The following is a 25,624-nucleotide window of genomic DNA, read 5'->3' on the forward strand; positions in this document are numbered from 1 at the left end:
CCTACTCAATCAAACACAGCCATCACCAGGAGGAGATACTCATGTTGTTTTCGCTCAATCGCCGCCAACTCGACGTTACGCTGCTGACGCTGTCGGCCATCGTTGTCGCAGGCGGCTCGCAGGCGGGCACTCTGGAGGACGTGAAGAAGAAGGGCGTCGTCGTCATCGGCATTCAGGGCGATAATCCGCCCTGGGGCTATGTCGATAGCTCAGGAAAGCAGGATGGGATCGATGCCGACATGGGGCGTGCCTTCGCTGAATATCTCGGCGTGAAGGCCGAGTTCGTCCCGCTGGCGGTGGCCAATCGTATTCCGGCGCTGACCACAGGCCGCGTAGACATTCTGTTCGCGACCATGGCCATGCTGCCCGAGCGTGCGAAGGTGGTACAATATTCCAAACCCTATGTTGCCAATGAGATTACACTTGTCGCTGCCCAGGCAACGCCGATCAACAGTAACGCCGATATGGGGAAGTACGTTATCGGCGTCCCACGCTCCTCCACGCAGGACACCCAGGTAACCAATAATGCTCCTGCGGGCGCCGAAATCCGCAGGTTTGATGATGACGCGGCCACGATCCAGGCACTGCTCTCGGGTCAGGTGCAGGCGGTCGGGGCAAACAGCTTCTACCCGCAGCGTCTGAACGCTGCAAAGCCGGAACTTGGGTTCGAGCCCAAGCTTCACTTCACCGCCTTGTACAACGGGGCCTGCACGCGCCTCGGAGAGAAGGAGTGGAACGAGACGGCGAACAAATTCGTCGACCAGATCAAGTCCAATGGCAAATTGGCCGCTTTCTACGCCAAGTGGATGAAGGCGCCCGTGCCGGTCTTCCCCGACTCGGTCCCCGGCGTTCCGTTCACAGTTCAATAGTCACTGCAAGCGGCCGACGCGCTGGGCGCGTTGGCCGCCGTCCGATAACGGAGGCCGAATCCATGCAGGACCAGATCCTGATCGAAATGAAGGGCGTGCAGAAATGGTACGGCGGGTATCAGGCTCTCCGCAACGTTGACCTCACTGTGCGCAGAGGGGAAAAGATCGTGCTTTGCGGTCCGTCCGGTTCGGGCAAGTCGACGCTGATACGCTGTATCAACCGCCTGGAGGCAATCCAGCAGGGCAGTATCGTGGTGAACGGTCATCGGTTTGACGACAGCATCAAAGCCATCGATGTCGTACGCCAGGACGTCGGCATGGTCTTTCAGAGCTTCAACCTTTTTCCGCATATGACGGTCTTGCAGAACTGCATGCTCGCGCCCATTCGCGCGCGCCGCATCAGCAAGACCGAAGCGGAGGCGAGCGCGCGAAAATATCTCGAGCGGGTGCGCATTGGCGAGCAGGCCGAGAAGTATCCGGCGCAACTCTCGGGCGGTCAGCAGCAACGTGTCGCGATCGCGCGTGCTCTCTGCATGCAGCCCAAGGTCATGTTGTTTGATGAACCGACTTCGGCTCTCGATCCGGAAATGGTCAAGGAAGTGCTCGACACGATGATTGGCCTCGCCAACGACGGCATGATCATGATTTGCGTCACCCATGAAATGGGTTTTGCCCGCCAGGTTGCCGACCGTGTCATCTTCATGGCTGAAGGGCAGATCATCGAAGAAGGTGTGCCCGACGCTTTCTTCCGCAATCCGCAGCACGCTCGCACCAAGCAGTTCCTTGGCGAGATCCTCGCCCATCACTGAACGGAGTTATTCCATGAGCCGTCTTGTCTACGTCCTCAACGGGCCAAATCTCAATTTGCTTGGCAAGCGTCAGCCCCACATCTATGGCCACGAGACGCTTGCGGATGTGGAGCGAGATTGTCGGGGGCTAGCCACGGAGCTGGCTCTGGAGATGCGCTTTCACCAGTCGAACAGGGAATACGAGCTGATCGACTGGATCCACGAGGCGCGCGAGACGGCTGTCGGCATCGTCATGAATCCCGCGGCTTTCACCCATACCTCGGTCGCCATCCTAGACGCTTTGAACACGTTCGAGGGGACAGTAATCGAGGTGCACATTTCCAATGTGCACAAGCGCGAGGAATTCCGCCACCGCTCGTTCGTTTCCAAACGAGCTGATGGCGTTATTGCAGGCTTCGGCACTCAGGGTTATCTGCTCGGTTTGCGTCGGTTGGCCAAGCTGCTCGATGAGAAGGGATAGAATCGTATGAGTGCACCCGTCCGCCTGACGGTCATGGGAGCGGGTCTCATCGGCAAGCGACACATTGAACATATTCTCGCGCGGCCGGAGGCGGTCTTATCGTCAATCGTCGATCCGATGCCGGTTGCACGGGAGTTGGCGGTATCGCTCAAGGTGGACTGGTTTTCGTCCGTTCAGGACATGATCTCTGAAAACCGGCCGGAGGGGGTGGTTGTCGCCACCCCCAACCAGATGCACGTGGCCAACGGCATGGATTGTATCGCTGCGGGCATCCCGGCGCTGATCGAGAAGCCGTTAGCGGATGATATCGTGGCGGCACAGACGTTGGTCGAAGCATCCGAGCGGGCGGGCGTGCCGCTGCTAACCGGCCACCACCGTCGCCACAACCCGATGATCCAGCGCGCCAAGGCGGAGATCGACAGCGGCAGGCTCGGTCAGATCGTGTCAGTGCATGGCATGTTCTGGCTGATCAAGCCGGACGATTATTTTGAAGTGCCCTGGCGCGGCGAGAAAGGAGCGGGTCCCGCTTTCGTGAATCTCATCCACGATGTCGACCTGCTGCGGTACCTGTGCGGGGATATCGTGGCGGTACAGGCTGCCCAATCCAATCGGCTGCGTGGAAATGCGGTCGAAGAGACCGCGGTGATCATCCTGCACTTCGCGTCCGGCGCGCTGGGAACGGTCAATGTCTCCGATACCATCCAGTCGCCTTGGAGCTGGGAATTCACCACCGGAGAGAATCCGGCCTACAGCATACGCTGGAGACCTGCTACCAGATCGGCGGCACGAGGGCATCGCTGGCCATTCCGCAACTCGATCTGTGGCATCACCCGAGCAAGGCCAGCTGGTGGGATCGAGCGCGAGCGGCTGAGGTTCGAGAAAGAAGACCCGCTTGGCCTGCAGATCGCAAATTTCTGTGGCGTTATCCGCGGCACGGCCACGCCTGTGGTGAGCGGGCGCGAAGGGCTAAAAACGCTCAGGGTGATCGACGCGGTCAAGCGCGCAGCGGAAACCGGAGATCTCGTGTCGTTTTGACTCTGGTAAGCACAGGTGTCTACGCTGAAGTATCGATATTTTATTTGGCGAACCATCAAGGTGCCGCTGATAGACAATGCTGGGAGCACTATGATCCTGCGACGAAGGCCCGTTTTCGGCCGGATAAACCCAGTGGTGCGATTGGTAAGTCATTGATTGTTCTCTACCCGTCGCTATCTCTTAATCAGCGGGTCCCAGGTTCGAGCCCTGGTGCGCCCACCAAATAAATCAAGACCTTAGCAAGAGAAACCGTTTGAGACCGACGGACTAAAACGGTTTTTCAAACGGTGTTCTTGACGGCCAGCCGGCGAGTCCACTCTCGGCATTGTGATCTACTCTGTCCGTCTGGACGGAGGCCAAGGCGACTCGAAGGCCGTCCGGCAGAACCACTTCCTTGATGTTGTATGTAGATCAGAGCCGCCCGACATAGCCGGCATTCTCCACTTCTGTTCAATTTCATCAGCGACGCATTGGGTAGCCGCGCAGCGCCTCCACCGAAATAGTGCTTGAAGTCGATGTGAACTCTTATGTTGTCTGGCCAATAAGCCGCCATGCGGTCATAGAGGAGAACCGATCCGGTCTCGAAGCGCCGATAGACCGATTTGTGCATCGGCGATTTTGATTCCGCCATTCGGAGGTTCGATCTCTCCCGCCGCAGCCAAGCAGTCACTCAATTATAGAGAGTGGGACCGTATTGGCTGAAAGTGCCGCATTTTACGGGATTTTTGTGCGGCTCTCTAAAGTCTCTGCTCCTCTGAAACCGGCAACCTTGGCGAGAAGTCGTCGAAAGTCTCCAGCCCAAACCGCAGAAATTACCTTTTTCCGTGGAGACGATTGGCAGAGACCGGTTCGATCACCACTGGACAGTGGGGGTGGCAGTGAATTTTGACGGTTTCAAACCGCTCGACGACTATTGGCTCTGCGATGGCGATAGCTATTCTGCAGAAGCGGAAAACGGAACTCGAAATTGCTAAACGGCTCTGTCGAACGATTGCTATCGCATGCGCGGCAGGGCTCACAGGGGACAGTGGTGATGCGACAGCGCGTTCGCTTTGAAAGCGAGTGCAACCACACCCTTTAAATTGATCACTTCTCTCTCCAGAGGCATACGTAGCCAAGCGCGCATTCACGCTTCGCAGTCGATAACCGCTCCGAGTGGGGGCAAGTGGGACGGTCGGTAAGGTTCATGAGCATACTGAACCAATCTCATTATATACTGTCGAGCCGCGGAAGCCCTTCCCACCAGCACCGATCGTGTCCCGTGGCGTGGTGTAGCTGGCGGCGGGTCACCGCGTTCGCCGGCTGGAGAGCCGGGCTGGTCAGCTGGCGATAGCCGTGATGCTGACGCTCGGATCATCGCTCAACGGCGCGATGGTTTCCAGTGCCATGTAGCGGGCACGCTGGACGGCCCATTCATCATTCTGTTCGAGCAGGATCGCGCCGATGAGGCGAGTGATGGCGTCATCGTTGGGGAAGATGCCGACCACCTCGGTCCGCCGTTTGATCTCGCCGTTGAGACGCTCGATCGGGTTGGTCGAGTGCAGCTTGGTCCGATGCTGTGCGGAAAGGTCATGTAGGCGAGCACATCGGTCTCGGCCTCGTCGAGGAAGCCGGCAAGTTTGGGCAGCTTGGGGCGGAGCTGGTCGGCGACCTTGCGCCACTGGGTTCGCGCGGCCTCGGCGTCGTCCTGGGCAAACGCTGTGGCGATGAAGGCGGAGACGACGCGCCGCCCGCTCTTGCCGGCATGCGCCAGCGCGTTGCGCATGAAGTGGACGCGGCAACGCTGCCAGCTGGCATCGAGCACCTTGGCCACGGTGGGCTTGATGCCTTCGTGGGCGTCGGACACGACCAGCTTGACGCCGCGCAGGCCGCGGCGGGCGAGCTGGCGCAGGAACGCCGTCCAGAACGTCTCGGCCTCGGAAGGGCCGATGCCAATGCGGAGGACCTCGCGTCGGCCGTCGCTATTGACGCCAACCGCGACAATCACCGCGACTGAGACGATGCGGCCATTCTGGCGCACCTTCACGTAGGTGGCGTCGATCCACAGATACGGCCAGTCGCCCTCGATCGGACGGGCGAGGAAGGCCTTCACCTTGTCATCGATCTCGCCGCACAGCCGGCTGACCTCGCTCTTGGAGATGCCGGTCATGCCCATGGCCTGGACGAGGTCGTCCACCGAGCGGGTCGAGACGCCCTGCACATAGGCTTCCTGCACCACGGCGGTGAGCGCCTTCTCGGCCATGCGTCGCGGCTCCAGGAAGCCCGGGAAGTAGGAGCCTCGCGCAGCTTGGGAATGTGCAGCTCAACCGCGCCGGCGCGGGTCTCCCAGATCCGGTCGCGGTAGCCGTTGCGCTGGGCCAGGCGTTCGGGGCTCTTCTCTTCGTAGGCCGCCCCGGTCTGGCCTTCCACAGCTCCATCAGGCGCTGGGCGGCAAAGCCGATCATCTCGCGCAGCAGATCGGCGTCGGGGGTCTTCTCTACGAGCGTGCGCAGGTTCATCATGTCTTCGGTCATCGGTGGTTCCTCGGTTGCGTTGGCGTGTCGCAACCCGATCCTACCGGAGAACTGCCGGTGACCACCGCAAAGCTGCCCGCCCGCTACGGCGCTATTTGAAGGCGCGCATCCGGGCGGCTTTGCTCTACCGAGCTACACCACCACCGGGGACACGACCCCAGCAACTAGTAAGTGCTGGCAATATTTCAGAATTATAAGTAGCGTCGCGGCAAGAAAAATCGCGATGGCCGCCCGGTCAACGCAAGTTAAAAATGGGGAGATTCAAATGCTTTTGCTGAAAGCCGCAGTTGCAGCCGGTCTAGTCATCACAGCTTTTACGGGCGCTGCGCTTGCGCAGAGCAAGCCGCCGGAAATCAAGATCGGTATCACCACTTTCCTGTCGGGACCGGCTTCCGTATTCGGCGTACCGGCAAAGGCCGCGGCCGAGATGATTGCAGAAGACCTCAACAAGAAGGGCGGAATCGGCGGTGTACCGGTAAAACTGTCTTTCATCGATGAAGGCGCCGGCGGCGAGGCATTGGTCTCGAACTACCGGCGCATGGTGCAAGACGAAAAGGTCGACGTGACTTTCGCCTCCATCTCCTCGGGCAGCTGCAATCAGCTTGTCCCGGTCGCCGAAGACCTCAAAGTCATGAACTTTATGTGGGATTGCGGTGCGGCTTCTATTCTGGAGACGAAGAAATATCGCTACAATTTCCGCACGCAGGCTAACGGCACGCCGGAGATGCTGGCGGTGCTCGTCTATCTCCTTAAGACAAAGCCCGACTTTAAGACCATCGCGGTCGTCAATCAGGACTACGCGTGGGGCCGCGAAAGCTGGGAAATCTTCTCCACCGCATTGAAGGCGCTGAAGCCCGACGTTCAGGTGTTGGCGGAGCTTTTTCCGAAGTTCGGTGCGCCGGACTATTCCACCGAAGTTTCGCGCTTACTGGCATTGCGGCCGGATGTCGTTCTAACCACCTCCTGGGGCGGCGATCTCGACACGCTGGTCCGTCAGGCCGGTCAACGCGGCCTGCTGCAACAGTCGACCTTCGTGTTGGGCATCGGCGAATCCTCGATCCAGCGACTGGGCAAGGATCTGCCGGAAGGCCTGATCGTCGGCGCGCGTGGCGATCATTGGTTCCTGCATCCTGAAAAGAAGAACGATCCGGCCTTCAAGGCGTTTGCCGAGGCATTCAAGGCAAAGACCGGCGCCTGGCCGATTTACCCCGTCTACCACATGGCGCAGGCTTTCACGGCGCTGCAAGCTGCCTATGACAAGGCGATCAAGGCCAATGGCGGCAACTGGCCGACACGGGAGCAGGTCGTAGACGCAACCTCCGGCACCGAGTTCGCGACCGGTTTCGGCCGGCCGATCACGCTGAGGCCCGAGGACAACCAAGGTCTGGAAGCGCAGCTCGTCGGCGTCACCAAGTCTTTCCCGGGCTATGACTTCAAACTGCTCGACAACATGATGATCTTTGATCCGAAGGTGATCACCAATCCGGCGGGCGTGCGCTCGGTCGAGTGGCTGAAGACGCTCAAGCCGGAATTCGTTAAAATGGACGTTCCGACCTTCAAGCAGTAGGCCAGATCATCGTCCTCCGGGCAAAAACCGCAGGACGGCTTTCCTGAAGGTCTCCATGAATTCGACTCTCGCCATATTGGCCGTCCTTGACGGGATCAGTTACGCCGCCTTGGTGTTCCTGGTTTCCGTCGGGCTGAGCCTGATTTTCGGTGTGCTTCGCGTGGTGAATGTCGCGCACGGGTCGCTTTATGCCTTTGGCGCCTATCTCGCCGCGACGTTGAGCCTCGTGATTGCGCAGGTGTCGCCGTGGCTTACCTATCCCGCATTGCTGGTTGCCTCCATCGTCATAGGGTTTGTGTGCGGCGGTTTCATCGAGCGCTTCCTGTTGCGGCCGCTTTACGGACGAGACGACGTGTTGCAGCTCCTGATCACCTTCGCGGCCTTCATGATCATGGACAATCTGCAGCGTCTGATCTGGGGCGTGCAGCCCATCTTCGCTGCTGAGCCCTTGAAGCTGTTGCCGAACATCAGCGTATTCGGCGTGAACTATACGTCCTACCAGGTCGTCCTGCTTCCAGGCGTGGCAGTCGCGACGCTGTTCGGACTGCGTTACTTCTTGCGGAAAACTCTTGCGGGAGCCGTGATTCTAGCAGTAACCGAGGATCGGGAGGCGTCAACCGCCATCGGCATCGACGCCCAACGCGTCTACTCTATTACGTTCATCATCGGGGCGAGCCTGGCGGCGCTCGGCGGCGCGCTTGCTTCGCCGACCACGTCGCTGGTGCCCGGCATGGGCGCGGACATGATCGTGCTCTCGTTCGCGGTGGCAGCCACTGCGGGTCTGGGGCAGATCGAGGGCACCGCCCTTACGGCCCTTATGATCGGTTTGACGCGCGCCTTCGTCATCTATCTGCAGCCGGAGTTCGAAGTTCTCGTACCCTATCTGCTGATGGTACTGGTGCTTCTGGTGCGTCCGTTCGGACTGTTCGGTACGGTGCAGATGAGAAAAATCTGATGGCGGGCCGTATCAAGCCGATCACGGCAGTCGCAATCATCTTGTTTCTGGCCAGCGCGGTACTGCCGCTCTTCGTCGCGAGCTGGGCGACGTTATTCGCGCTCATCCTCGCCAAGGGCATCGTGGTGCTCGGCATCGTCCTGTTGCTGCAGGCGGGACAAGTATCGTTCGGACACGCGATGTTCTTCGCCACCGGCGCCTATACCGCGGCGTTCTGGGGCAAGTACATCGGCGGCGGCGATATCCTGATCTTTCTCGCGCTGGGAGGCATAACCTCTACCGTTTTTGGCCTGATCGTCGGCCTGTTCGTGGTTCGCTACAGGGAAATTTTCTTTGGAATGCTGAACCTGGCATTCTCCATGGTCTTGTGGTCGCTGCTCGAGAAAATGTTCCACTACACTAACGGCGCGGACGGCATCCGGGTCGCCCGTCCTGGCTTGTTTGGGTTTTCGTTCACGCCGGAGACGTTCCAATACGTTATTCTCTACGTGAGCCTTTTGGTCGCGATTGCTGCCTTCTACGGCGTGCAACGCTATCTCGACAGCCCGCTCGGTCACATGTTGCGGGCAATGAAATCTAACGAAACCAGGCTCGAATATCTTGGCATGTCGGCGCGGCGCGTGCTGCTCATCGGCTACGTGTTCTCCGCATTTCTCGGCGGCATAGGCGGCACTCTGGTATCGATCATTCAGCAGATCGCGACCCCCGAATTCGGCTTCTGGACCAAGTCCGGCGAGTTCGTGTTCATCGCGATCCTCGGTGGCAGCGCCCATGCTTTCGGTGCGTTTGCAGGCGCGGCGATGTTCGAATGCGTACGGTTCTATGCCGCGGCGCATCTGGCGGATTCTTGGCAGCTCATTCTCGGCGTCGTGCTGGTCGTCATCATTCTTTACGCGCCGAACGGCCTTATCGGCCTCCGCCAGCGCTACGGTCAATCCGGGCGGGGAGGGCATTAATGGCCAACGTCCTGCTTTCTGCCAAGAACATCAAGATCCGGTTCGGCGGCGTCATCGCCGCCGATGGCATCGACCTCGACGTCCTGGAAGGCGAAAACCTTGCCATCATCGGGCCGAACGGGGCCGGCAAGACGACGTTCCTCAACATCTCGACCGGTTATCTTCGGCCGCAAGCCGGCACCGTTACCTTTCTCGGCCACGACATCACCGCGCAGCTGCCACGTACGATCACCAGGCTCGGCATTGCCCGCGCCTTCCAGATACCACAGCTGTTCCTCGACCAGACCGTGATGGAGAACATGTTGATCGCGGCCGCCTCCCTGCGAGGCCGTCCGTCTGGTTTCCAGGCTCTTTCTCTCATGCCGGAAGTGCCGGAAATGAAGCGGCTGCTGGATCTCGTCGGTGTCAAATCGTATGCGGAACGAACGGCGCGCGAACTGCCCGAAGGGCAACGCAAGCTGGTCGATATTGCACTCGCGCTCGCGCTGAAGCCAAAGCTCCTCCTGATGGATGAGCCGACTTCGGGCGTCGCGTCATCAGAGAAACTCACCATCATGGACATTCTAACCACGGCGCTGGCAAAGGAGAAAGTCACCTCGGTCTTCGTCGAGCACGACATGGATATGGTGGAGCGCTATGCCAACCGCGTCGCCGTGTGGAATGTCGGCAAGATCCAGATGGTTGGGACGCCGGCTGAGGTTCTGGCGGACCCGAAGGTCCGGGAACAGGTGATCGGGATATGACACCGATGCTGAGTTTCGAGAATGTCAACGTCGCGATTGCTGACGCGCCTGTGTTGCGAAATGTGAGTTTCTCGCTGCTGCCGGGTGTGAGCGCAGCGCTTATCGGGCGAAACGGCGCCGGCAAGACCACGACCGTGCGCACTATCATGGGCTTCACAAAAGCGAGCGGCACCGTTCGTCTGGGCGGCGAAGATCTTGGAGCGATCGCGCCGCATCGCCGGCCGTCGCTGGGTCTTGGCTACGCGCCTGAGGACCGGCGTCTGTTTTCCGCCTTCACCGTCGAAGAAAATATTTTGCTTCCCGGTCGTGTCGCCAAGCTGAATCCGGACGAGACGCGGCGGCGGCTGGAGCGAGCGTATTCGGTGCTGCCGGAACTCAAAGAGCTTGCCAAACGTCCGGCGGGATCGGTCTCGGGCGGCCAAGGCAAGATGGTGGCGCTTGGGAGGGCGCTTATGCTTGGTACCCGGCTGCTTATCCTGGATGAGCCATTTCAGGGTCTCGCGCCTGTGTTAGCGCAGCGATATGCGGAAGCACTCCGGCGGCTTCGTTTGCAGGATAAGGACATTACGCTGCTGATCACCGAGTCGAATCCAAAGCTGCTCGAAACCTTTGCCGACGTGACGCTTACCATTGAAAGAGGTGAGATCGAGGCCCGCCAAGCTAATTGAAGACGCGGTGGAGGAGCCGCCGGCCTAAGCAGACCTCGGCGGTTTACCGATTCAGCGTCCGCTCTGCCACGTGATCGTGGCACTCTGTTTCGACCGTTCCTCGTAATCGTCGCGATTCAGATCGACCGTCGTTGGATTTCGGGCACGTCGGCTTAGTGCAGGTGTTTTAGTTTGTCCGCAGGGGCTGGCCGTCACATGGTCGCGGCCCGCTTCAGCCGCCCAGTTGAACAACCCCGAGGCGGCCTTGCGCATATGAGGTGCGTTGCTGACGGAGGGCTTGCCGAACTTGCCCGCGACGATGTCATTCGAGAGTGTCGCGATGTCATGCTTCGTCACCCGGCGCTGACGCACCATGAATTCATGGAAATGGTCGAGATTATCCGCGCTCTCGGCAATTCGTATCGCCTGGCTGCACTGGAGCCAGGAAGCGGCTTTCTCTACGGACGCTTCACCTTCAATTTCTGCCGGGTCGTTGTGTCGTGTGTCGAGCGGTAGGCGGCACTTCGGTGGCGCCCGGGTGTCGAGCATCTACGGCAGCGACCGTTTGCTGTGCGTGCCCATTATGGTTCAACCCGTGCAGACCATCGTGCGAGGCCCATGAACTGCCTCACGCGAAGGATCGGATCAGATATCGCAGGTCTGGTTGGTGTGGGGAAAGACGGTAGCACCCTAGTGACTCGAACCCCCGACAGATCACCGCATAATCTAATACGCTTACCCTCGCAGGCCTCGGCTGCTCCGCCGCAAGTCCAAGATCCCACTGACGCGCCGAGCGCCGTTCTCCCTCGCCGCCGCCGCAACGAAATCGCAACGAATTGGGTGAAACGAGCGTGAACAAAAACGGGACGGAAGCACCTGCCGATGAGAGAAAGATCAACAACTTAGAAGATGTTCACTGCGTTCGGGACGCAGCGGTCGCAGGTACAGAAGGCGCCGCCGAGCAATTTACATTTCGTCTGTAACCTGTTGATTTCGATAGTGCTGTTGTGACGGCGTTTTACAGCTAAGTAGCTGAAAGTTATTGTGAAAGATGAGACTCTTAATCTGCGGGTTCCAGGTTCGAGCCCTGGTGCGCCCACCAAGCATAAGCCCTCTTCTTCAAGAACTGACGAGAAGGGTCGCTGAGAACAAAACGGGTCTCGTGCGACGTTTTGTTGTCGGCGTTTTTGCGGTCGGATTGCTGCGAGACTTTCCTTTGTTTCTGCCCCGTCGCCGCAGGGGACCGCTGCTGCAGAATCGGTTGGTATCGTCACAGGATGCTGCCCAACGGGCTAGATGACCCCGTCTTTGCGCATTCGTTCCAGCTCGGGCTCCTGGAGCCCGAGAAGATCACCGAGTATCTCTCGGTTTCGTGCCTCGATAGCTTCGCCAACCAGAGAATTTCTCCAAGGCGTCGCGGCCCCGTGCGCATTCGCTTGTTCGCCGGGGCAGGTGATCGAGGAGCGACGTCAAGGCGCTGCCGGGGGGCGTCGCCGCGGTCGATGTCGACGCGGCCACAGGGCCAACCGGGATCGTTACCCGCGAAGAGCTCCAGCGCGAGTCCGATCGCGCAGCCGGCATCGTCCGCAAGGCCGCCGCGCCCTGACAGTGCCTTGGGCGCGGCGGCGGCGTGGTCGAAACTGCAACCGGTATTCTACCTGCTAGCCGATCATTGAAGGCCAGCACTTGGTCGCGAAGCGATCATCTCGCCTCCGGCTTTGATGGCTGTCAGTGTCACGCATCTTGCGGCGCGGCTGCTCCGGCGGTCCGCCGCCGTGCCGGCAGGAAACACCCCGCAATCGCGCCGGCCAGTGACAGCGTCGCGGCGAGGCTCATCGCCGCGGCAAATCCGCTCTCGAAATGCGCGGCCGAATCGACCCCGCCATGCGCCGAGAAGTTCGCCACCAGCGCGGCGATACCGAACATGCCGCCGAGGAAGCGGCCCATGTTGAAGATGCCGGACGCCTTGCCCATTTCGGCCACCGCGACCGAGCTCAGGATGGCGTTCTGTGCTGCCGGCATCGCCATCGAGACGCCGACGCCGGCCAGCACCAGCGGCGCGACCAGGGCGGAGTAGGTAACCGCAGAGCTCACGAGCTCCGCGATCCAGCCAAGTCCGATCGCCTGCATCAGCAATCCCGTCACCACTAGCGGCCGCTCGCCGAACCTGTTGACGACCGCGCCGGCGATCGGGGCGGTGACGAACAGCGTCGCGGTCCAGGGCAGCAGGCGAAGTCCGGCGCCGAAGGCGTCGAAGCCCAGCGCGGTCTGGAGGAACTGCGGCAGCAGGAACAAGACGCCGTACATCGCGGCGTAGAACAGCACGCTGGCGGACATGCCGGAGGCAAGCGCCCGCGATGCAAACAGCCGCATCGGCACCATTGGCGCGGTCGCGCGCAATTCCCAGAGAACGAAGCCGGCTGTGAACACCAGGCCTGCCATCAGCGCGGCCATGATTTCGGCGCTCGCCCAACCCACGGCGTTGCCGCGCAACAGACTCCACACCCACGCCAGCGCCGCAAGCGCGACAAGCGCCAGTCCGGGGATGTCCAATGCGGCGGCCGGGCCGAAGCTTTCGCGCAAGCGTGCCAGTACCAGGGCGATCGCGATCAGGCCGATCGGCAGGTTGATCCAGAACACCCAGCGCCAGCCGAAATGTTCGGTAATGAAGCCGCCGATGGCGGGACCGATGATCAGCGCGCAGCCGGTGATGCTGGCGAAAATGCCGAGCGCGCGAGCGCGCTCCTCGCGGCCGAACGTGCCGCTCAGGATCGCCATTGCCAGCGGCATCACCAGCGCGGCGCCGGCGCCCTGCAGCGCGCGGGCGGCGATCAGCGCGGTGGCATTGCCTGCGAGCGCACAGGCCGCCGATGCAACGACGAACAGGGCGAGCCCGGCCGCGAACATCCGGCGGCGACCGAAGCGGTCGCCGAGTGCGGAGCCGGTCAGGAGCAGCACGGCAAAGGTCAGATTGAAGGCGTTGACGGTCCATTGCAGCGTCTCGACCGGGCTGCCGAATTCGGCGCGGATGGTCGCGAATGCTGTCGTGATGATCATGGCATCGAGCGCCATCATGAAGGATGCCAGCGCGGTGACGCCGAGCACCCAGTTCTGCGCGGCGCGATTGATCGGGGTCTGCATCGCCCTGTCTCCGTGTGTCGCGCCAGCCTGTCGCGGCGCGTTCTGCGGGCTAGACGAGGGCTGAGCGGCAAAGGATGCGCCCAATAATAATTTGTTCCGGGCCGCATCCTTCGCCTGCCGGCAAACGTCCTAGGGGTGATGCGGCCATTTGCCCGATTTTGAGCGAACCAGGTCGCGACATCAGCAAGGAGCGCGCGATGAGAAGGACGTTGATCAGGTACAAGGCCAGGCCGGAGCTGGCCGATCGGAATGCCGAGCTGGTTTCGGCCGTATTTGCCGAATTGAAGGCGGCCGGCCCGGACGGCGTGCGCTACCTGACGCTACGGCTGGAGGACGACACCTTCATCCATCTTGTCGAGGCCGCGGCCGAAAACGGCTCGAGCCCGATTCCGAAACTCAAGGCATTTCAGACGTTCCAGGACGGCATCCGCGACCGCTGCGCGGAGCCGCCGCTGGTTCGTGATGTGAGGATCGTCGGCAACTATCGTATGCTGGACGAGTCCTGAACAAGCGAAGCGGAGGAGCAATGGCGCCAGACCCGCTGGCCACCATCGATACCGAGGCCCTGCTGGCGCGGATGCGGCCGAAACTGCATCGCTACTGCGCCCGCATGGTCGGCTCGGTCATCGACGGTGAGGATGTGTTGCAGGATGCGCTGATCAAGGCGATGGAAGCGCTGCAATCGGTCACGCCCGTCAATACGGAGGGCTGGCTGTTTCGCATCGCGCACAACACCGCGCTGGATTTCCTGCGTCGCCGCAACCGGCAGGAGGCGCTGCACTCGGCTGAAGAGGTGGAGATGATTGCCGACCAGCTCGATGATGTGGAAAGCCGCCAGATCGCCGCGACCAGCCTTCGCACCTTCATGCGGCTGCCGGTGGCGCAGCGCTCCAGCGTGATCCTGATGGACGTGCTCGGCTGCTCGCTTGCCGAGGTCTGCGACATCATGGATTTCAGCCTGCCGGCGGTGAAGGCCGCGCTGCATCGCGGACGCACGCAGCTGCGGGAGTTCGCCGGAGAGCCCGACGATGTGCCGCAGCCGGGCCTGTCGGAAGCAGATCGCACGCGACTCAACGCCTATGTCGGCCATTTCAATGCCCGCGACTTCGACGCGATCCGCGCCATGATCGCCGACGACGTCAGGCTCGAGCTCGTCAACCGTACCAGGCTGAAAGGCAAGGCCGAGGTGTCGAACTATTTCGGCAATTATTCGAAGAACAGCGACTGGCACCTGGTGACGGGGCAGGTCGAGGGACGTCCCGCGATCCTCGTGTTCGATCCGAATAAGCCGGCCGGGCGGGCGAAATATTTCATGCTTCTCGACTGGTCCGCCGGCAAGCTCGCCACCATCAGGGATTTTCGTCACGCAGCCTATGTTATTGATGGTGCGGAGTGCGTGGTGGATAGAGGGTGAACTCGCCTTCTCCATCGGAGCAGGCGCGTCGCTTGACTAGAAGGCCGTGGCAGGTTGAATGGGAGGACTGCCCGTCGGGCAAAACACCCGCCATCCCGTCAACCCCTCTCCACAAATATATTCCGCTTTACCGAAATTCGGAAACGGCGTATGTGTTGGCCATCCCGGCTCATCCTTGAGGGGCGATCTTGTGGTCGTCATGTTCGCGAGCCGGGCTTGCGGTGGACGCGGCAGCGTTCGGGTGCGAGAGGCCAAGGGCAGGGCGGATTGCTCTCCGTGAGCCCAAGGCTGCGTTCCGACGAGCGGCGCTGCTAGGCTTCGTCTCGTCTGTAAGTTTCCGGCTCCGTCGACAGGGCTGGAAAAACTGCGGCGAAATGGCGAGCCGTGCGTACGGCAAAAACCGTGTGGTCCTGGCCATCGTTGCTACGGTCAAGCCCTGGCGAATGCGGCATCTGCGTCAACCGGCGCGGTGCCGGTGACTTTCGCTGGGACGAGGGAGGCCAGAACGAACTCGGCTCCCGGGAGAGCACGGCATAAGCCGTCCAACCATCGCGCAGGGAAGGCCGAGTGATTGGCTACACCTGTATGCTGCTGTGCGGTTTCCTTGCGCTACATTTTCGCGCAGCGGACCGCGGGCGCCAGCCGGCACCCGGCCTTCCCTGCGCCCTCTTGGACAAGAGGGTGAAGCGACGAAGCAAAGCTCGGGCGGAATCAGCCGCGAGGATGCGAAGCTGCGCGGTTCGCCATCACGCATGCCGAACTACAGTCGCAACCAGGAGGACGAGGACCGCGAAAACGACAATCTCCATGGCATGCGAACGATTGGCCGACGACGGAGGTTCCCCGATTTCACGAGCAATGCCGAGCAGGAGCCCGCAAGGTCGCGCACAGCAGGCCCAAGACATCGCCAAGCCGGCAGTGGCCAGGCAGCGAAATTTTAAGATCATTAACAATGTTGAATCCCTGGCCGGAGCGATTGCCCTACCGTGAACCTTTCCGCCGGGGCTTTCCATGATCGATACCGCGACCAAGGCGTTGTTGCGCACCGTTCTCGACGAGGTGTGTGAAGCTGTTCCACGCTGTGAGATCGGCGCCAGGACTCGCGTAGCCTCGAAGCTTCTGGAGACTGCAAGCAGGGGCGACATCTCTGCGGATCGTCTCAAACTAGCGGCCCGCAATGCCCTTTCAGAAGTCCCGACGATGTGATGATGGTCATGTGGGGGCAGGGGTGAATTTCCACGTGACGGTCCTCAAGATCCTGGTGAGCTACCCGGATGGGTTCGCGGCCATGGAGGATCTCAAGCGGGATATGGCCATTCTGGCGACCAGCGGTCGCGACTGGACCGAGCGCACCCGGCGGCTCGCCGGGCGGGTGCCGGGGCTGGACATCTTTTCGCAAGGGCTGATCGACCGGACAAATGGCGGGTGGCGCATCACGGCCAAGGGCCGCGCCGTGCTCGGTCTGATGGAAGCTCGTCCGGACCAAGCGCCGATTGCCACCCAACAACCTCCCTCAGAACCAGAGCTTGCCCCGGCGATCTCGCGGCACATTCCGGCGGAGAGGATCCGAGGACGACTCGCCGCGCGCCGTCGCCGACGCAATGCCCGCATGCAGGCTCGGGCGTCCTAGCGAGGAACGAGCGTCGCTCCCGAAGCTTGAGCAAACGCCTTGTGATGGAAGACGCTCATGCAAAGTTCCGACGCTACCTTGTCGACGGCCCGTTTGTCGCGAGCGACGGACGATATCTGGGTCGTGGACGATGCCCCGATCAGCGCTGCCGGTCTGAAACTTCCGGTGCGTATGACCGTCATTCGGCTCTCGAACGGCGATCTTGTGCTGCATTCGCCGGTGAGACATTCGCCGACTCTCCGCGGTGAGTTGGAGCGGCTAGGGCCGATAAGGTACTTGCTCGCGCCGAATATCGCGCACTGGATGTTCCTGTCCGACTGGCAGAGAGAGCTGCCACAGGTGACGACTTTCGCGGCGCGCGGCCTTTCGGCGCGTCGGCAAGTTCGAGCAGCACGGATCCACATCGACCGCGAGCTTGGAGAGGCGACGCCTGAGGAATGGAGGGCCGACCTCGAAGCCGTCTCGGTGAACGCTCCGATGTTCTCCGAGATCGAGCTGTTCGACAAGCGCAGCCGGACACTGATCCTGACGGATCTGGTGCAAAATCTCGATCCCGATGATCTCAGCGCGTCAAACGAGGCCGCGGCAAACCTCCTCGGCATTTCCAAGCCAAACGGAACGGCGCCGGTCTATCTCCGACTGCTGCTGCGCCTCGGCGGCCGTTCCGTGCGGTCGGCAGCCGAGCGGCTCATACGGCTGTCGCCGGAGCGGGTGATCTTCGCGCATGGCGACTGGTTCGAAGCGGACGGAACCGAGCGTCTCCGGCGATCCCTGCACTGGCTGCTTCCGGCGGGCGGCTCCGGATCCGAGCCGCGGCAAATGACTGGCACGCGCGTCGTCATAACCGGTGCCTCGAGCGGAATCGGGCGTGCTGCGGCGCTGGCCTTCGCCGGAAAGGGCGCAAGCGTGGTCCTGGCGGCACGCCGTGCCGAAGTCCTGACGAGCCTCGCTGCAGAATGCGAGGCGCTCGGAGGCCGCGCATTGGCAATCCCGACCGATGTCACCGATGCCGAGGCGGTGCAGCGGCTGGCCCGAGAGGCGGAAGACGCGCTCGGTGGCATCGACGTCTGGATCAACAACGCCGGCACCGGCGTTTTCGGGGCCTATCAGGACGCGGATATCGCACTTCATCGCCGAACGATCGAGGTCAATCTCCTCGGCACGATGCATGGCGCTTTCGCGGTGCTTCCGATCTTCCTGCGCCAGAACCGCGGTATCTTGATCAACAACATCTCGCTCGGGGGCTGGGCTCCGACGCCTTTTGCTGCGGCCTACACAGCGAGCAAATTCGGCCTTCGGGGCTTCACCGCGAGCCTGCGTCAGGAGCTCAGGGCTCATCGCAACATCCATGTCTGCGGCGTCTTCCCGGCCATGGTCGACACGCCGGGCTTCGTCCACGGCGCCAACATGTCCGGCCGGACGCTCGATCCCGGTCCGCTGCTGTATCAGGCGGAGGACGTTGCCGAGACGTTCGTGAGCCTCGTCCGCGCACCCCAAGATGAGGTCGCCGTGGGCTGGCCGGCGCGTGCCGGCCAAATTGCCTACGCGATGGCTCCGCAGATTACCGAGAACATCCTGGGGGTTGCCTTCCGCTACCTGCTGTCGCGCGCGCGCCCGGCGAAGAGCAGCGAGGGCACCATGATCGAAGCTGGTCCGCAGGGCACGTCAATCGATGGCGGTTGGCTGTCACGCAAGCAGCTCCCACCTGCCGGGGTCATCAGTCAGGGGCTCGCGGCGCTGGGACTAGCTGCGGGCGTGGCTCTCCTGGCTTCAGCAGTTGCGCGTCGCGCTGGCAGATCGGGACAAGGCGTCGCCAAGCACAAGCATGTCCTGCCGAGGCAGATCACGGCAGCGCGTAGGCCCGCACGTAATCGCCGAGTTTAGTTCCGAACGAGCCGTGGCCGCCATCGACCGTGACGACATATTGCTTGCCGTTGGCCTCATAGGTCATCGGCGTCGACTGGCCGCCGGCAGGAAGGCGGTCCTGCCAAAGCCGTCTGCCATCGCGAACGTCGAACGCGCGGATGTAGTCATCCATCGTTCCCGTGATGAAGACGACGCCGCCCGCGGTGACGATCGGACCGCCCAGCATGGGAACGCCGAGCTTGAATGGCAGCGGCAGCGGGGCCTGATCGCGGATCGTGCCGATGCGATGCTGCCAGACCACCTTGTGCGACTTGAGATCGATCGCGGCGATGTTGCCCCATGGCGGGGCAAGGCAGGGGATGCCGAGCGGTGAGAGGAAAATGCCGAGGTCGACGCCATAGGGGGCGCCGTACATCGGCTGCACGCCGAGCTCGGTTCCCGGCGGATGCGCCGCGTTCGGCGCTGCCGGATTGTCTTTCCCGCGCGGCACGAGACGCGAGACGAAGGGAATCGATTGAGGGTTCGCGATCGCGATCAGGCGTTGCGGATCGACGGCAATGCCGCCCCATTCGAACATGCCGAAGTCTCCTGGAAACACCAGCGTGCCTTGTTCAGACGGCGGCGTGAACGGCCCCTCATAGCGCAGGCGCTTGAACTTGATCCGGCAGGCGAGTTGGTCGAACATCGTGCTGCCCCACATCTGCGCGTCGGTCAGCATGCCGGGCGGGCGAAAGCTCAACTCCGAGAAGGGCTGGGTCGGCGACAGCCGGTCTCCCTTCGCGGCGCCCTGCGGCACCGGCTTCTCCGGTGCGGGCACCAGCTGACGCCCGTCGCGGCGGTCGAGCACGAAGATGTCGCCGGTCTTTGCCGGGATGTAGATCGCAGGCGTCACGCCGCCGTTAAGGCGCAAATCGACCAGACTGGGCTGCGACGGCATATCCATGTCCCAGAGATCGTGGTGCACGTTCTGGAACGACCAACGCAGTTTCCCGGTCATGAGATCGAGGGCAATCAATGCCGAATCGTAGCGCTCGTTCTCGGGCGAACGGCCGCCGCCCCAAATATCCGGAGAACTCGAGCCGAGCGGCACATAGACCAGTCCGAGCTTCTCGTCGACCGCGGAAATGCTCCAGGAATTGGGTGAGCCGGCCGTGAAATGATGCGAGGCCGAGGGCATCTCGTTCGGATCGGAATTGCCGGCATCGAATGCCCAGATCAGCCGTCCTGAATAGATGTCGAAGCCGCGGATCACGCCCGACGGCACGCGATCGGAATAGTTGTCGATCACCGCTCCGCCGACGATCAGCAACTTGTCCGTGACGACGGGCGGCGAGGTGCCCTCGTAGAAGCCGAGTGTCTGGATCTCGCTGCCCTGCTTGAGATCGATCTGTCCCTGATTGCCAAAATCCTGGCAAGGCACGCCGCTCTGCGCATCGAGCGCGAACATCCGTCCGTCGTTGGTCGGTATGAAAATGCGCCCCGCACAATCGCTCGGGGCCGGCGTGCCGTCGGCAGTTATCGCGCCGGGCTTGGTCGCGTGATAGGACACGCCGCGGCAGGTCATGTGCTGGAAGGCCTTGTTGTGCTGCACCTGCGGATCGAACTTCCAGCGCAGTTTTCCGGTCGCGGCTTCGAGCGCGAACACGATCTGGTGCGGCGAGCAGGTGTAGAGCAGATCGCCCACCTTGAGCGGCGTCGCCTGGTTGGTGATCTCGTCGGGATCGTCCGGGCCCTTGTGATCGCCGGTGCGGAATTCCCAGGCGAGCTTGAGGTCCTTGACGTTGTCCTTGGTGATCTGGCTCAGCGACGAGAAGCGCGTACCGAAGCCGCTGCCGCCGTAGGCCGTCCAGTTCTGGCCGGCAGCGGGCTGGTCCGGTTCGGGAGACGCAATGGCCCCCGTTGTTTCGCCCTCAGGTATCGTGCCGGCAAGATCGCGGCGATCGCTCGTCAGGGACATGCCGACGACGATGGCTGCGGCGACCAACACAAGGCCAAGCGCCCATCGCGCTGCGCGCAAGCGAGGCGCCAGGCGGGAGGCAATGAAGGGCAGCATCAGCCACAGGCCAAGCGGCACGAGTACGTCGCCGCGCGGCGCCAGCGACCAGAAATCGAGGCCGGCCTCCCAGATCGCCCAGGCCATCGTTCCGGCCAGCAGCGCGGCATAAACCCAGAGCGCCTCGGCGCGGCGGCGCCCGAGCAGCCAGCTCGTGAGCAGAAGCATGATGCCCGCGATCAGATAGTAGACGGAGCCACCGAGGGCCTCGAGCCAGGCACCGCCAGCCAGGAGGCCCAGTCCCATGATAGCGACGAGCACAATGGTGATGGCCAGCAATGGCGCGTCACGGAGCCAATTCATTGAACGATGCATGGGAGGCATGATGGTCACTTCAGCGTATAGAGAAACGCCGCGATGTCCCGCGCGTCCTTCTGCGGGATGCCCATTCTCGGCATGGCATTGCCCGGCAACGCCCGCTGTGGATCCTCGATCCAATCAGCCATGTTGTCCGGCGAGTTCTGGATGTAGCCGGCGATGTAGGTCCGCGTGCCGATCCGATGCAAGGGTGGGCCGACATTGCCTTCGGCGCCGGCAATGCCGGGAATATCGTGACAGCCGCCGCAGTGATACTGCTTGACGAGGTCGGCGCCACGACGCGCGTCGCCGGTGAAGTTGTCCGGGCCCGCAGCCTTGCAGGCGGCGCCTGTGGTAGCCAGCAGCGCGGTGACTAGCAATCTCGTGATCGGATTTGCCATCGCTGCTTCCCGGCGATCAGGGCTTCTGGCCGAAATTGAAAGACTTGGTGGCAGACCAGGGATCGGTCGTCGAGACCTGCTCGCTCGGGACTTGCTCGACTTCGGGCGAAGGCAGATTCGCGGAAAAGGTTCGGCCCCATTGGTGGCTCGGCTCGTTGCTGATCTTGCCGATATAGGTGACGAGATCCCAGATCACGCTGTCGGGCAGCACGCCGCCCCAGGCCGGCATTCCATTCGGCCGCCCCTGGTAGATCGAGAGAAAAATGTTCTCTGGCTGCGAGCCGTAAGTAAAGTTGTTGTTGCTCAGTGCCGGACCCATGCCGCCGCCGCCATTTGGCGCGTGGCAGCCGACGCAGTTGAAGTTGACGTAGTAGGTCATCCCGCGCTGCTCCGCATTGGGATCGCCCTGCACAGGGTTCTTGATCTGCGGCGGGTCCGGCTGCGCGCCGGGATGGAGGTGACTGACGGGGACCTGCATGAAGACGCCGGGCCTGCCATTGCCGACGCTGCCACCGAAGTTCGGGCGCGGAGACAGCGTCGGCATCTGCGCCTCCTGCGACTGCGGCAAAGTCTGCTGGGCCAGTCCCGCACCATTCGGCACAACCGCCAGCAGCAACGACAGGGCGCTCGCGCGCAGCACTGGAGCAGACATCACTCATGTCCTCCCGATACCGTAACCGGTTGGTCCACCAGCGGAACGCCGTAACTGCGCAGCAGCGAGGTGATCTCGGACCGGTGCTCGTCGATGAATGCATTCAGTCGGTCGCGCAAGGCGTCGTCGCCTTTGCGCACGCCCATCGCGATGGCGAACTGGAACTGCTGAGGTGCAAAGCGCTCGTAATCCCGGATCGGCGTGACCGTCAGGGGGACGGGAGAGCGCTGGGCGAAATATCCGGCGAGCGGACCCCAGGCTGCGGCGACATCGAGGCTGCCGCTTTCGACGGCTTCGATCAGGCGCGCCGGCGGATCGGCCTGGCGATAATCACCGTAGATGGAGTAGCCGCGGACGTTGTCAACGATGCCCTGTTCGCCGAGCGCTTGCGCGGGCGGCGGATTGTTGCCGTCATCGCCGATCAGATGCACGCCGATCGCGAGGTGATGCAGGCGCGGGTCGAGCAGGGACGAAAGGTCGAGGTGCTGGTCCTGCCGCGTGACGAACACGTAGCTCGAGCGATAATACGGCTTCGTCGTCTCGACGAGATCATAGCCGGACGGCACGCCCATGACGACGTCGCATTTGCCGGCTTTCAGCGTGTTACGGATGAAGCCGCGGCGCTGCGCCCACCAGGTGTAGGAGACCTGCAGGCCGAAATGCTCGGCCACCATGGCCGCGAGCCTGTTCTCGAATCCTGCTTCGGCGCTGTTCGAGAAAGGCAGATTGTTGGGATCGGCACAGACGCGAAGCTCGCGATCCGACGCTGCCGCCGCCGTGGTTGCAAGCCCGACCAGAAAACCAAGAGCGATGCCGGGATAACTATTTCGAAGGCGCATGGCTGGTGTCCTCACCATTCGCGCCGCCGAGTTTGAAGACCAGCAGCTCACTCCCGCCCGCGGTGTAGAACGGCAAATCCTGGGTCGCACCGACAAAACCGAGCGCGCCGTTGCGCACCCGCGGATCGACCTCGGCGTTGGCCACCACACCCGGCCAGCCGCCGACGCCCGACAGGATCGCGATGTATTGCTGTCCGTCGGAGCCGCGATAGGAGATCGGCTGGCCAATGAATCCGGAGCCGGCGCGGAATTGCCAGAGGACATGCCCGTCCTTGGCATCCACGGCCTTGAACAGCCGATCCATGGTGCCGTAGAACGCGACGTCGCCTGCCGTAACCAGCGCGCCGCTCCAGACCGGCAGCTTCTCGTGGATCTCCCAGACCTTCTTGCGCGCGACGGGATCCCACGCCATGAATTCGCCGCGGTGGCCGCCGGGGCCGGCATACATGTCGACATCGGCGCCCACATAAGGTGTGCCTGCGATATAGCCGACCTGCGATGCCTTGAAATTCATGCAAAGATGCTGATGCGGCACGTAGAGCAGCTTGGTGCGGGGCGACCAGGCGGTTGGCTGCCAGTCCTTGGCGCCCGGCGCGGCCGGGCAGATGTTCTCGACGGTCTTGCCGGCGAGCGGCGTCTTCTCCTCGTTGGGGATGATCTTGCCGGTCTTGAGATCGACGCCGTTATAGGCATTGACGAATTCAAACGCGTCCGCCGAGATGACTTCGCCGGTCGCCCGATCCATCACGTACATATAGCCGTTGCGGCCCGGGTGGATCAGCATCTTGCGCGGCTTTCCATTCAGTTCGAGATCGACGAGCACATTCTCGTTGATCTCGTCGTGGTCGAACAGGTCGTGCGGGTTGATCTGGTAAGCCCATTTGGCGCGGCCGGTGTCGGGGTCGCGGGCAAAGATTGTGGTGCTCCAGAGATTGTCGCCGCTGCGCTGGTTGGCGTTCCATGGGCTCGGATTGGCTGTGCCGTAGTAGATCAGATTGAGTTCGGCATCGTAGGAGATCCATCCCCACATCGTGCCGCCGCCGACCTGCCAGCGGTCGGCCGGCCACGTCTTCACGCCGAGATCCTTGCCCTTGAGACTGTCGTAGAACGGCTTGAAGTCGTCGCCGATCAGCACGTCCTTGTCCGGGCCCGTGGCGTAGGCGCGCCACGCAATGGCCCCGGTGTTTTCATCGAGCGCGGTGACCCAGCCGCGCACGCCCATCTCGCCGCCGCTGTTGCCGACGAGCACCTTGCCCTTGACCACGACGGGAGCCATCGTGATGGTCTCGCCCTTGTTGATCTCCCCGAGCTTCGTATGCCACAGCTCCTTGCCGGTCTTGGCGTCGATCGCGACCGTGTGGTTATCAAGCGTGTTGAGGAAGACCTTGCCGTTGTCGAAGGCGAGTCCGCGATTGACGACGTCGCAGCAGGCAACGCCCGCGGCTGCCGGTTCAGGCTTTGGCGCGTAGGACCATTTCAATTCACCGCTCGTGGCATCGAGTGCGAACACACGGTTGGGGTAGGGGCCAGCATAAGGGCCGACCACATACATGGTGCCATCGACCACGAGCGGCGCCGCCTCCTGGCCGCGATCGGCACCGACCGAGAACGTCCATGCAAGCTGGAGGCGCGATGCATTGGACGTGTTGATCTGATCAAGGTTGCTATAGCGGGTGTTGGCGTAGTCGCGCGCCGCCATCGGCCACTGGCCGGGATCTTTCATGCGGCTGGCGAGATCGCTCTGTGCCGAGGCGGACGACAGCAACGCGCAGGACGCGCAAAGGGCACAAAGGAAGCCTGGAAGTCGGCCCAGCAAACGCGTGAGACCACGCACTAACATATGTAAAGATCTCCACGGCAGTGATGAGGCCGTGCGCCGTTGCAGGCCGGTTTACGAACCTACAAACGTTCCGACTTCGCTTGGTTCCAAAGAGGTGAGACCGACGACGAGCTATCTCACGACGTTGCCGGACACGCCGGCGCCGAGGTCAACTGCGATCTGATCTTCCTTGCCGTTACACTTGGGGTGGCCAAATCCAGACGGACTTTTGCCGTCGGGTCCGATGTCATAGATGATTGCGTCTTTCATGTTGGGGCTGACGCCGGCCGGCACGCGGTCGAGCCCGAGCTGGTGACGCACGCGCCAGGCCACGTTGTGATCGGCGCAGGAGCTGTCGCCGCTGACGCCCAGCGCGCCCGTGATGCCGTTGCCGTCATAGAGCGCCAACCCGCCTCCGAACACGATGGTGCCGCCGATCGGCTTGCCTACCATCGGATCCTGGGCCGTGCCGAAGTTGTCGGGAGATCCGGCGTACAAGGCTTCCGGAGACGGCGGGTTGCCGAGTGCCGCTCCGAACAGGAACCCGCCGGGCTGCGCACCGGCATAGAGATTGGCGGTCGCGATCGCCTTGTCCTTCAGGCTGAACGCATTTGCCGTATTGGCCTTCTCGGCCGCGATGGCCCGGCTGCCGAGCCACTGGTCGTCGACCTTGCCGCCGCTATAGGCAACTGCGCAGACGATGCCCTGCCGATTGACGACGGCAGCCCACTCGTTGTTGTCGAGACCGCCGTTGCTGGGGCCGCCGCCCGGCTTGACACTCTTCTTGAGGATATCGGCGAGCTTGTCATGGTCGACCGGGCACGACATCCCTGACTTGGGTTGGTCCTGCGCGCTCAAGACTGCAGGCACCAAGAATGCTGCGGTGATTGCCGTTAGCACCATGACGGATCGTTTTTCCATGTGGCCTCCGTGGAGTGTCGCAGTCGGCAGGCGAACG

At 62.1% G+C, this 25,624-nt stretch carries 21 protein-coding genes and 2 pseudogenes; 14 read left to right on the forward strand and 9 right to left on the reverse strand.

What is annotated here, in order from left to right; genetic code table 11:
• The first annotated feature begins 41 nt into the window (after positions 1 to 41).
• From IVB54_RS11270 to IVB54_RS11285, 4 genes and pseudogenes are all read left to right on the forward strand, one after another.
• Positions 42 to 869: a transporter substrate-binding domain-containing protein gene (locus IVB54_RS11270; RefSeq protein ID WP_247777217.1), complete on the forward strand. Its 828-nt coding sequence runs from the start codon at positions 42 to 44 to the stop codon at positions 867 to 869.
• A 62-nt stretch (positions 870 to 931) separates the two neighbouring features.
• Positions 932 to 1,678: an amino acid ABC transporter ATP-binding protein gene (locus IVB54_RS11275; protein ID WP_247361252.1), complete on the forward strand. Its 747-nt coding sequence runs from the start codon at positions 932 to 934 to the stop codon at positions 1,676 to 1,678.
• Between the two features lie 13 nt (positions 1,679 to 1,691).
• Positions 1,692 to 2,138, forward strand: coding sequence for a type II 3-dehydroquinate dehydratase (gene aroQ, locus IVB54_RS11280; RefSeq protein WP_018460420.1), 447 nt, complete (start codon positions 1,692 to 1,694; stop codon positions 2,136 to 2,138).
• Positions 2,139 to 2,144: 6 nt separating this feature from the next.
• Positions 2,145 to 3,173, forward strand: a pseudogene (locus tag IVB54_RS11285) (Gfo/Idh/MocA family oxidoreductase).
• Positions 3,174 to 4,492: 1,319 nt separating this feature from the next.
• On the opposite strand, the pseudogene IVB54_RS11290 reads toward IVB54_RS11285, so the two are convergent.
• A pseudogene (locus tag IVB54_RS11290) lies at positions 4,493 to 5,686 on the reverse strand (IS256 family transposase).
• Positions 5,687 to 5,951: 265 nt separating this feature from the next.
• Here IVB54_RS11290 and IVB54_RS11295 point away from each other — a divergent pair.
• From IVB54_RS11295 to IVB54_RS11315, 5 genes are read left to right on the forward strand one after another with little or no spacing between them, the layout of a single operon-like run.
• Complete coding sequence (locus IVB54_RS11295) at positions 5,952 to 7,253, forward strand: ABC transporter substrate-binding protein (RefSeq protein ID WP_018460419.1); 1,302 nt, start codon at positions 5,952 to 5,954, stop codon at positions 7,251 to 7,253.
• Between the two features lie 55 nt (positions 7,254 to 7,308).
• Positions 7,309 to 8,208: a branched-chain amino acid ABC transporter permease gene (locus IVB54_RS11300; protein WP_018460418.1), complete on the forward strand. Its 900-nt coding sequence runs from the start codon at positions 7,309 to 7,311 to the stop codon at positions 8,206 to 8,208.
• A complete protein-coding gene (locus tag IVB54_RS11305) occupies positions 8,208 to 9,164 on the forward strand; it encodes a branched-chain amino acid ABC transporter permease (RefSeq protein WP_085359164.1) in 957 nt (318 codons plus the stop codon). Before IVB54_RS11300 ends, IVB54_RS11305 begins: the two co-directional genes overlap by 1 nt.
• Positions 9,164 to 9,907, forward strand: a complete 744-nt coding sequence (locus IVB54_RS11310) for an ATP-binding cassette domain-containing protein (protein ID WP_018460416.1) — start codon at positions 9,164 to 9,166, stop codon at positions 9,905 to 9,907. Before IVB54_RS11305 ends, IVB54_RS11310 begins: the two co-directional genes overlap by 1 nt.
• 5 nt (positions 9,908 to 9,912) lie before the next feature.
• A complete protein-coding gene (locus tag IVB54_RS11315; RefSeq protein WP_039801403.1) occupies positions 9,913 to 10,575 on the forward strand; it encodes an ATP-binding cassette domain-containing protein in 663 nt (220 codons plus the stop codon).
• Positions 10,576 to 10,626: 51 nt separating this feature from the next.
• Here IVB54_RS11315 and IVB54_RS11320 read toward each other — a convergent pair whose 3' ends face one another.
• A complete protein-coding gene (locus IVB54_RS11320) occupies positions 10,627 to 11,103 on the reverse strand; it encodes a hypothetical protein (RefSeq protein WP_247361257.1) in 477 nt (158 codons plus the stop codon).
• Between the two features lie 1,185 nt (positions 11,104 to 12,288).
• Positions 12,289 to 13,695, reverse strand: coding sequence for a DHA2 family efflux MFS transporter permease subunit (locus IVB54_RS11325; protein WP_018460412.1), 1,407 nt, complete (start codon positions 13,693 to 13,695; stop codon positions 12,289 to 12,291).
• Positions 13,696 to 13,892: 197 nt separating this feature from the next.
• On the opposite strand from IVB54_RS11325, the gene IVB54_RS11330 reads away from it, so the two are divergent.
• From IVB54_RS11330 to IVB54_RS11350, 5 genes are all read left to right on the forward strand, one after another.
• Positions 13,893 to 14,201, forward strand: a complete 309-nt coding sequence (locus IVB54_RS11330) for a hypothetical protein (RefSeq protein WP_026234026.1) — start codon at positions 13,893 to 13,895, stop codon at positions 14,199 to 14,201.
• 20 nt (positions 14,202 to 14,221) lie between these two features.
• Positions 14,222 to 15,109, forward strand: coding sequence for a sigma-70 family RNA polymerase sigma factor (locus IVB54_RS11335; RefSeq protein WP_018460410.1), 888 nt, complete (start codon positions 14,222 to 14,224; stop codon positions 15,107 to 15,109).
• Positions 15,110 to 16,120: 1,011 nt separating this feature from the next.
• Positions 16,121 to 16,315, forward strand: a complete 195-nt coding sequence (locus IVB54_RS11340; protein WP_018460409.1) for a hypothetical protein — start codon at positions 16,121 to 16,123, stop codon at positions 16,313 to 16,315.
• The gene (locus IVB54_RS11345) at positions 16,287 to 16,739 is read left to right on the forward strand and encodes a hypothetical protein (RefSeq protein WP_051113078.1); all 453 of its coding nucleotides are present in this window, start codon (positions 16,287 to 16,289) and stop codon (positions 16,737 to 16,739) included. Before IVB54_RS11340 ends, IVB54_RS11345 begins: the two co-directional genes overlap by 29 nt.
• A gap of 57 nt (positions 16,740 to 16,796) precedes the next feature.
• Positions 16,797 to 18,623: an SDR family oxidoreductase gene (locus IVB54_RS11350; protein ID WP_026234024.1), complete on the forward strand. Its 1,827-nt coding sequence runs from the start codon at positions 16,797 to 16,799 to the stop codon at positions 18,621 to 18,623.
• Here the strand turns inward: IVB54_RS11350 and IVB54_RS11355 are convergent.
• The 6 genes from IVB54_RS11355 to IVB54_RS11380 form a co-directional block, all read right to left on the reverse strand.
• Positions 18,583 to 20,961, reverse strand: coding sequence for a glucose/quinate/shikimate family membrane-bound PQQ-dependent dehydrogenase (locus IVB54_RS11355; RefSeq protein ID WP_018460406.1), 2,379 nt, complete (start codon positions 20,959 to 20,961; stop codon positions 18,583 to 18,585). The two genes, IVB54_RS11350 and IVB54_RS11355, sit on opposite strands and share 41 nt — an antisense overlap.
• Before the next feature lie 26 nt (positions 20,962 to 20,987).
• Complete coding sequence (locus IVB54_RS11360; protein WP_018460405.1) at positions 20,988 to 21,356, reverse strand: c-type cytochrome; 369 nt, start codon at positions 21,354 to 21,356, stop codon at positions 20,988 to 20,990.
• A 16-nt stretch (positions 21,357 to 21,372) separates the two neighbouring features.
• Positions 21,373 to 22,008, reverse strand: a complete 636-nt coding sequence (locus IVB54_RS11365) for a cytochrome c (protein WP_026234023.1) — start codon at positions 22,006 to 22,008, stop codon at positions 21,373 to 21,375.
• Positions 22,008 to 22,847, reverse strand: coding sequence for a substrate-binding domain-containing protein (locus IVB54_RS11370; protein WP_018460403.1), 840 nt, complete (start codon positions 22,845 to 22,847; stop codon positions 22,008 to 22,010). The genes IVB54_RS11365 and IVB54_RS11370 overlap by 1 nt, the downstream gene beginning before the upstream one ends.
• Positions 22,831 to 24,687: a PQQ-dependent dehydrogenase, methanol/ethanol family gene (locus IVB54_RS11375; protein WP_256465322.1), complete on the reverse strand. Its 1,857-nt coding sequence runs from the start codon at positions 24,685 to 24,687 to the stop codon at positions 22,831 to 22,833. The genes IVB54_RS11370 and IVB54_RS11375 overlap by 17 nt, the downstream gene beginning before the upstream one ends.
• A gap of 111 nt (positions 24,688 to 24,798) precedes the next feature.
• Positions 24,799 to 25,587: a heme-binding protein gene (locus IVB54_RS11380; protein WP_026234021.1), complete on the reverse strand. Its 789-nt coding sequence runs from the start codon at positions 25,585 to 25,587 to the stop codon at positions 24,799 to 24,801.
• Positions 25,588 to 25,624: the final 37 nt, after the last annotated feature.

The sequence above is a fragment of the Bradyrhizobium sp. CW1 genome, from assembly GCF_023100665.1.
Classification (GTDB): Bacteria; Pseudomonadota; Alphaproteobacteria; order Rhizobiales; family Xanthobacteraceae; genus Bradyrhizobium; species Bradyrhizobium canariense_D.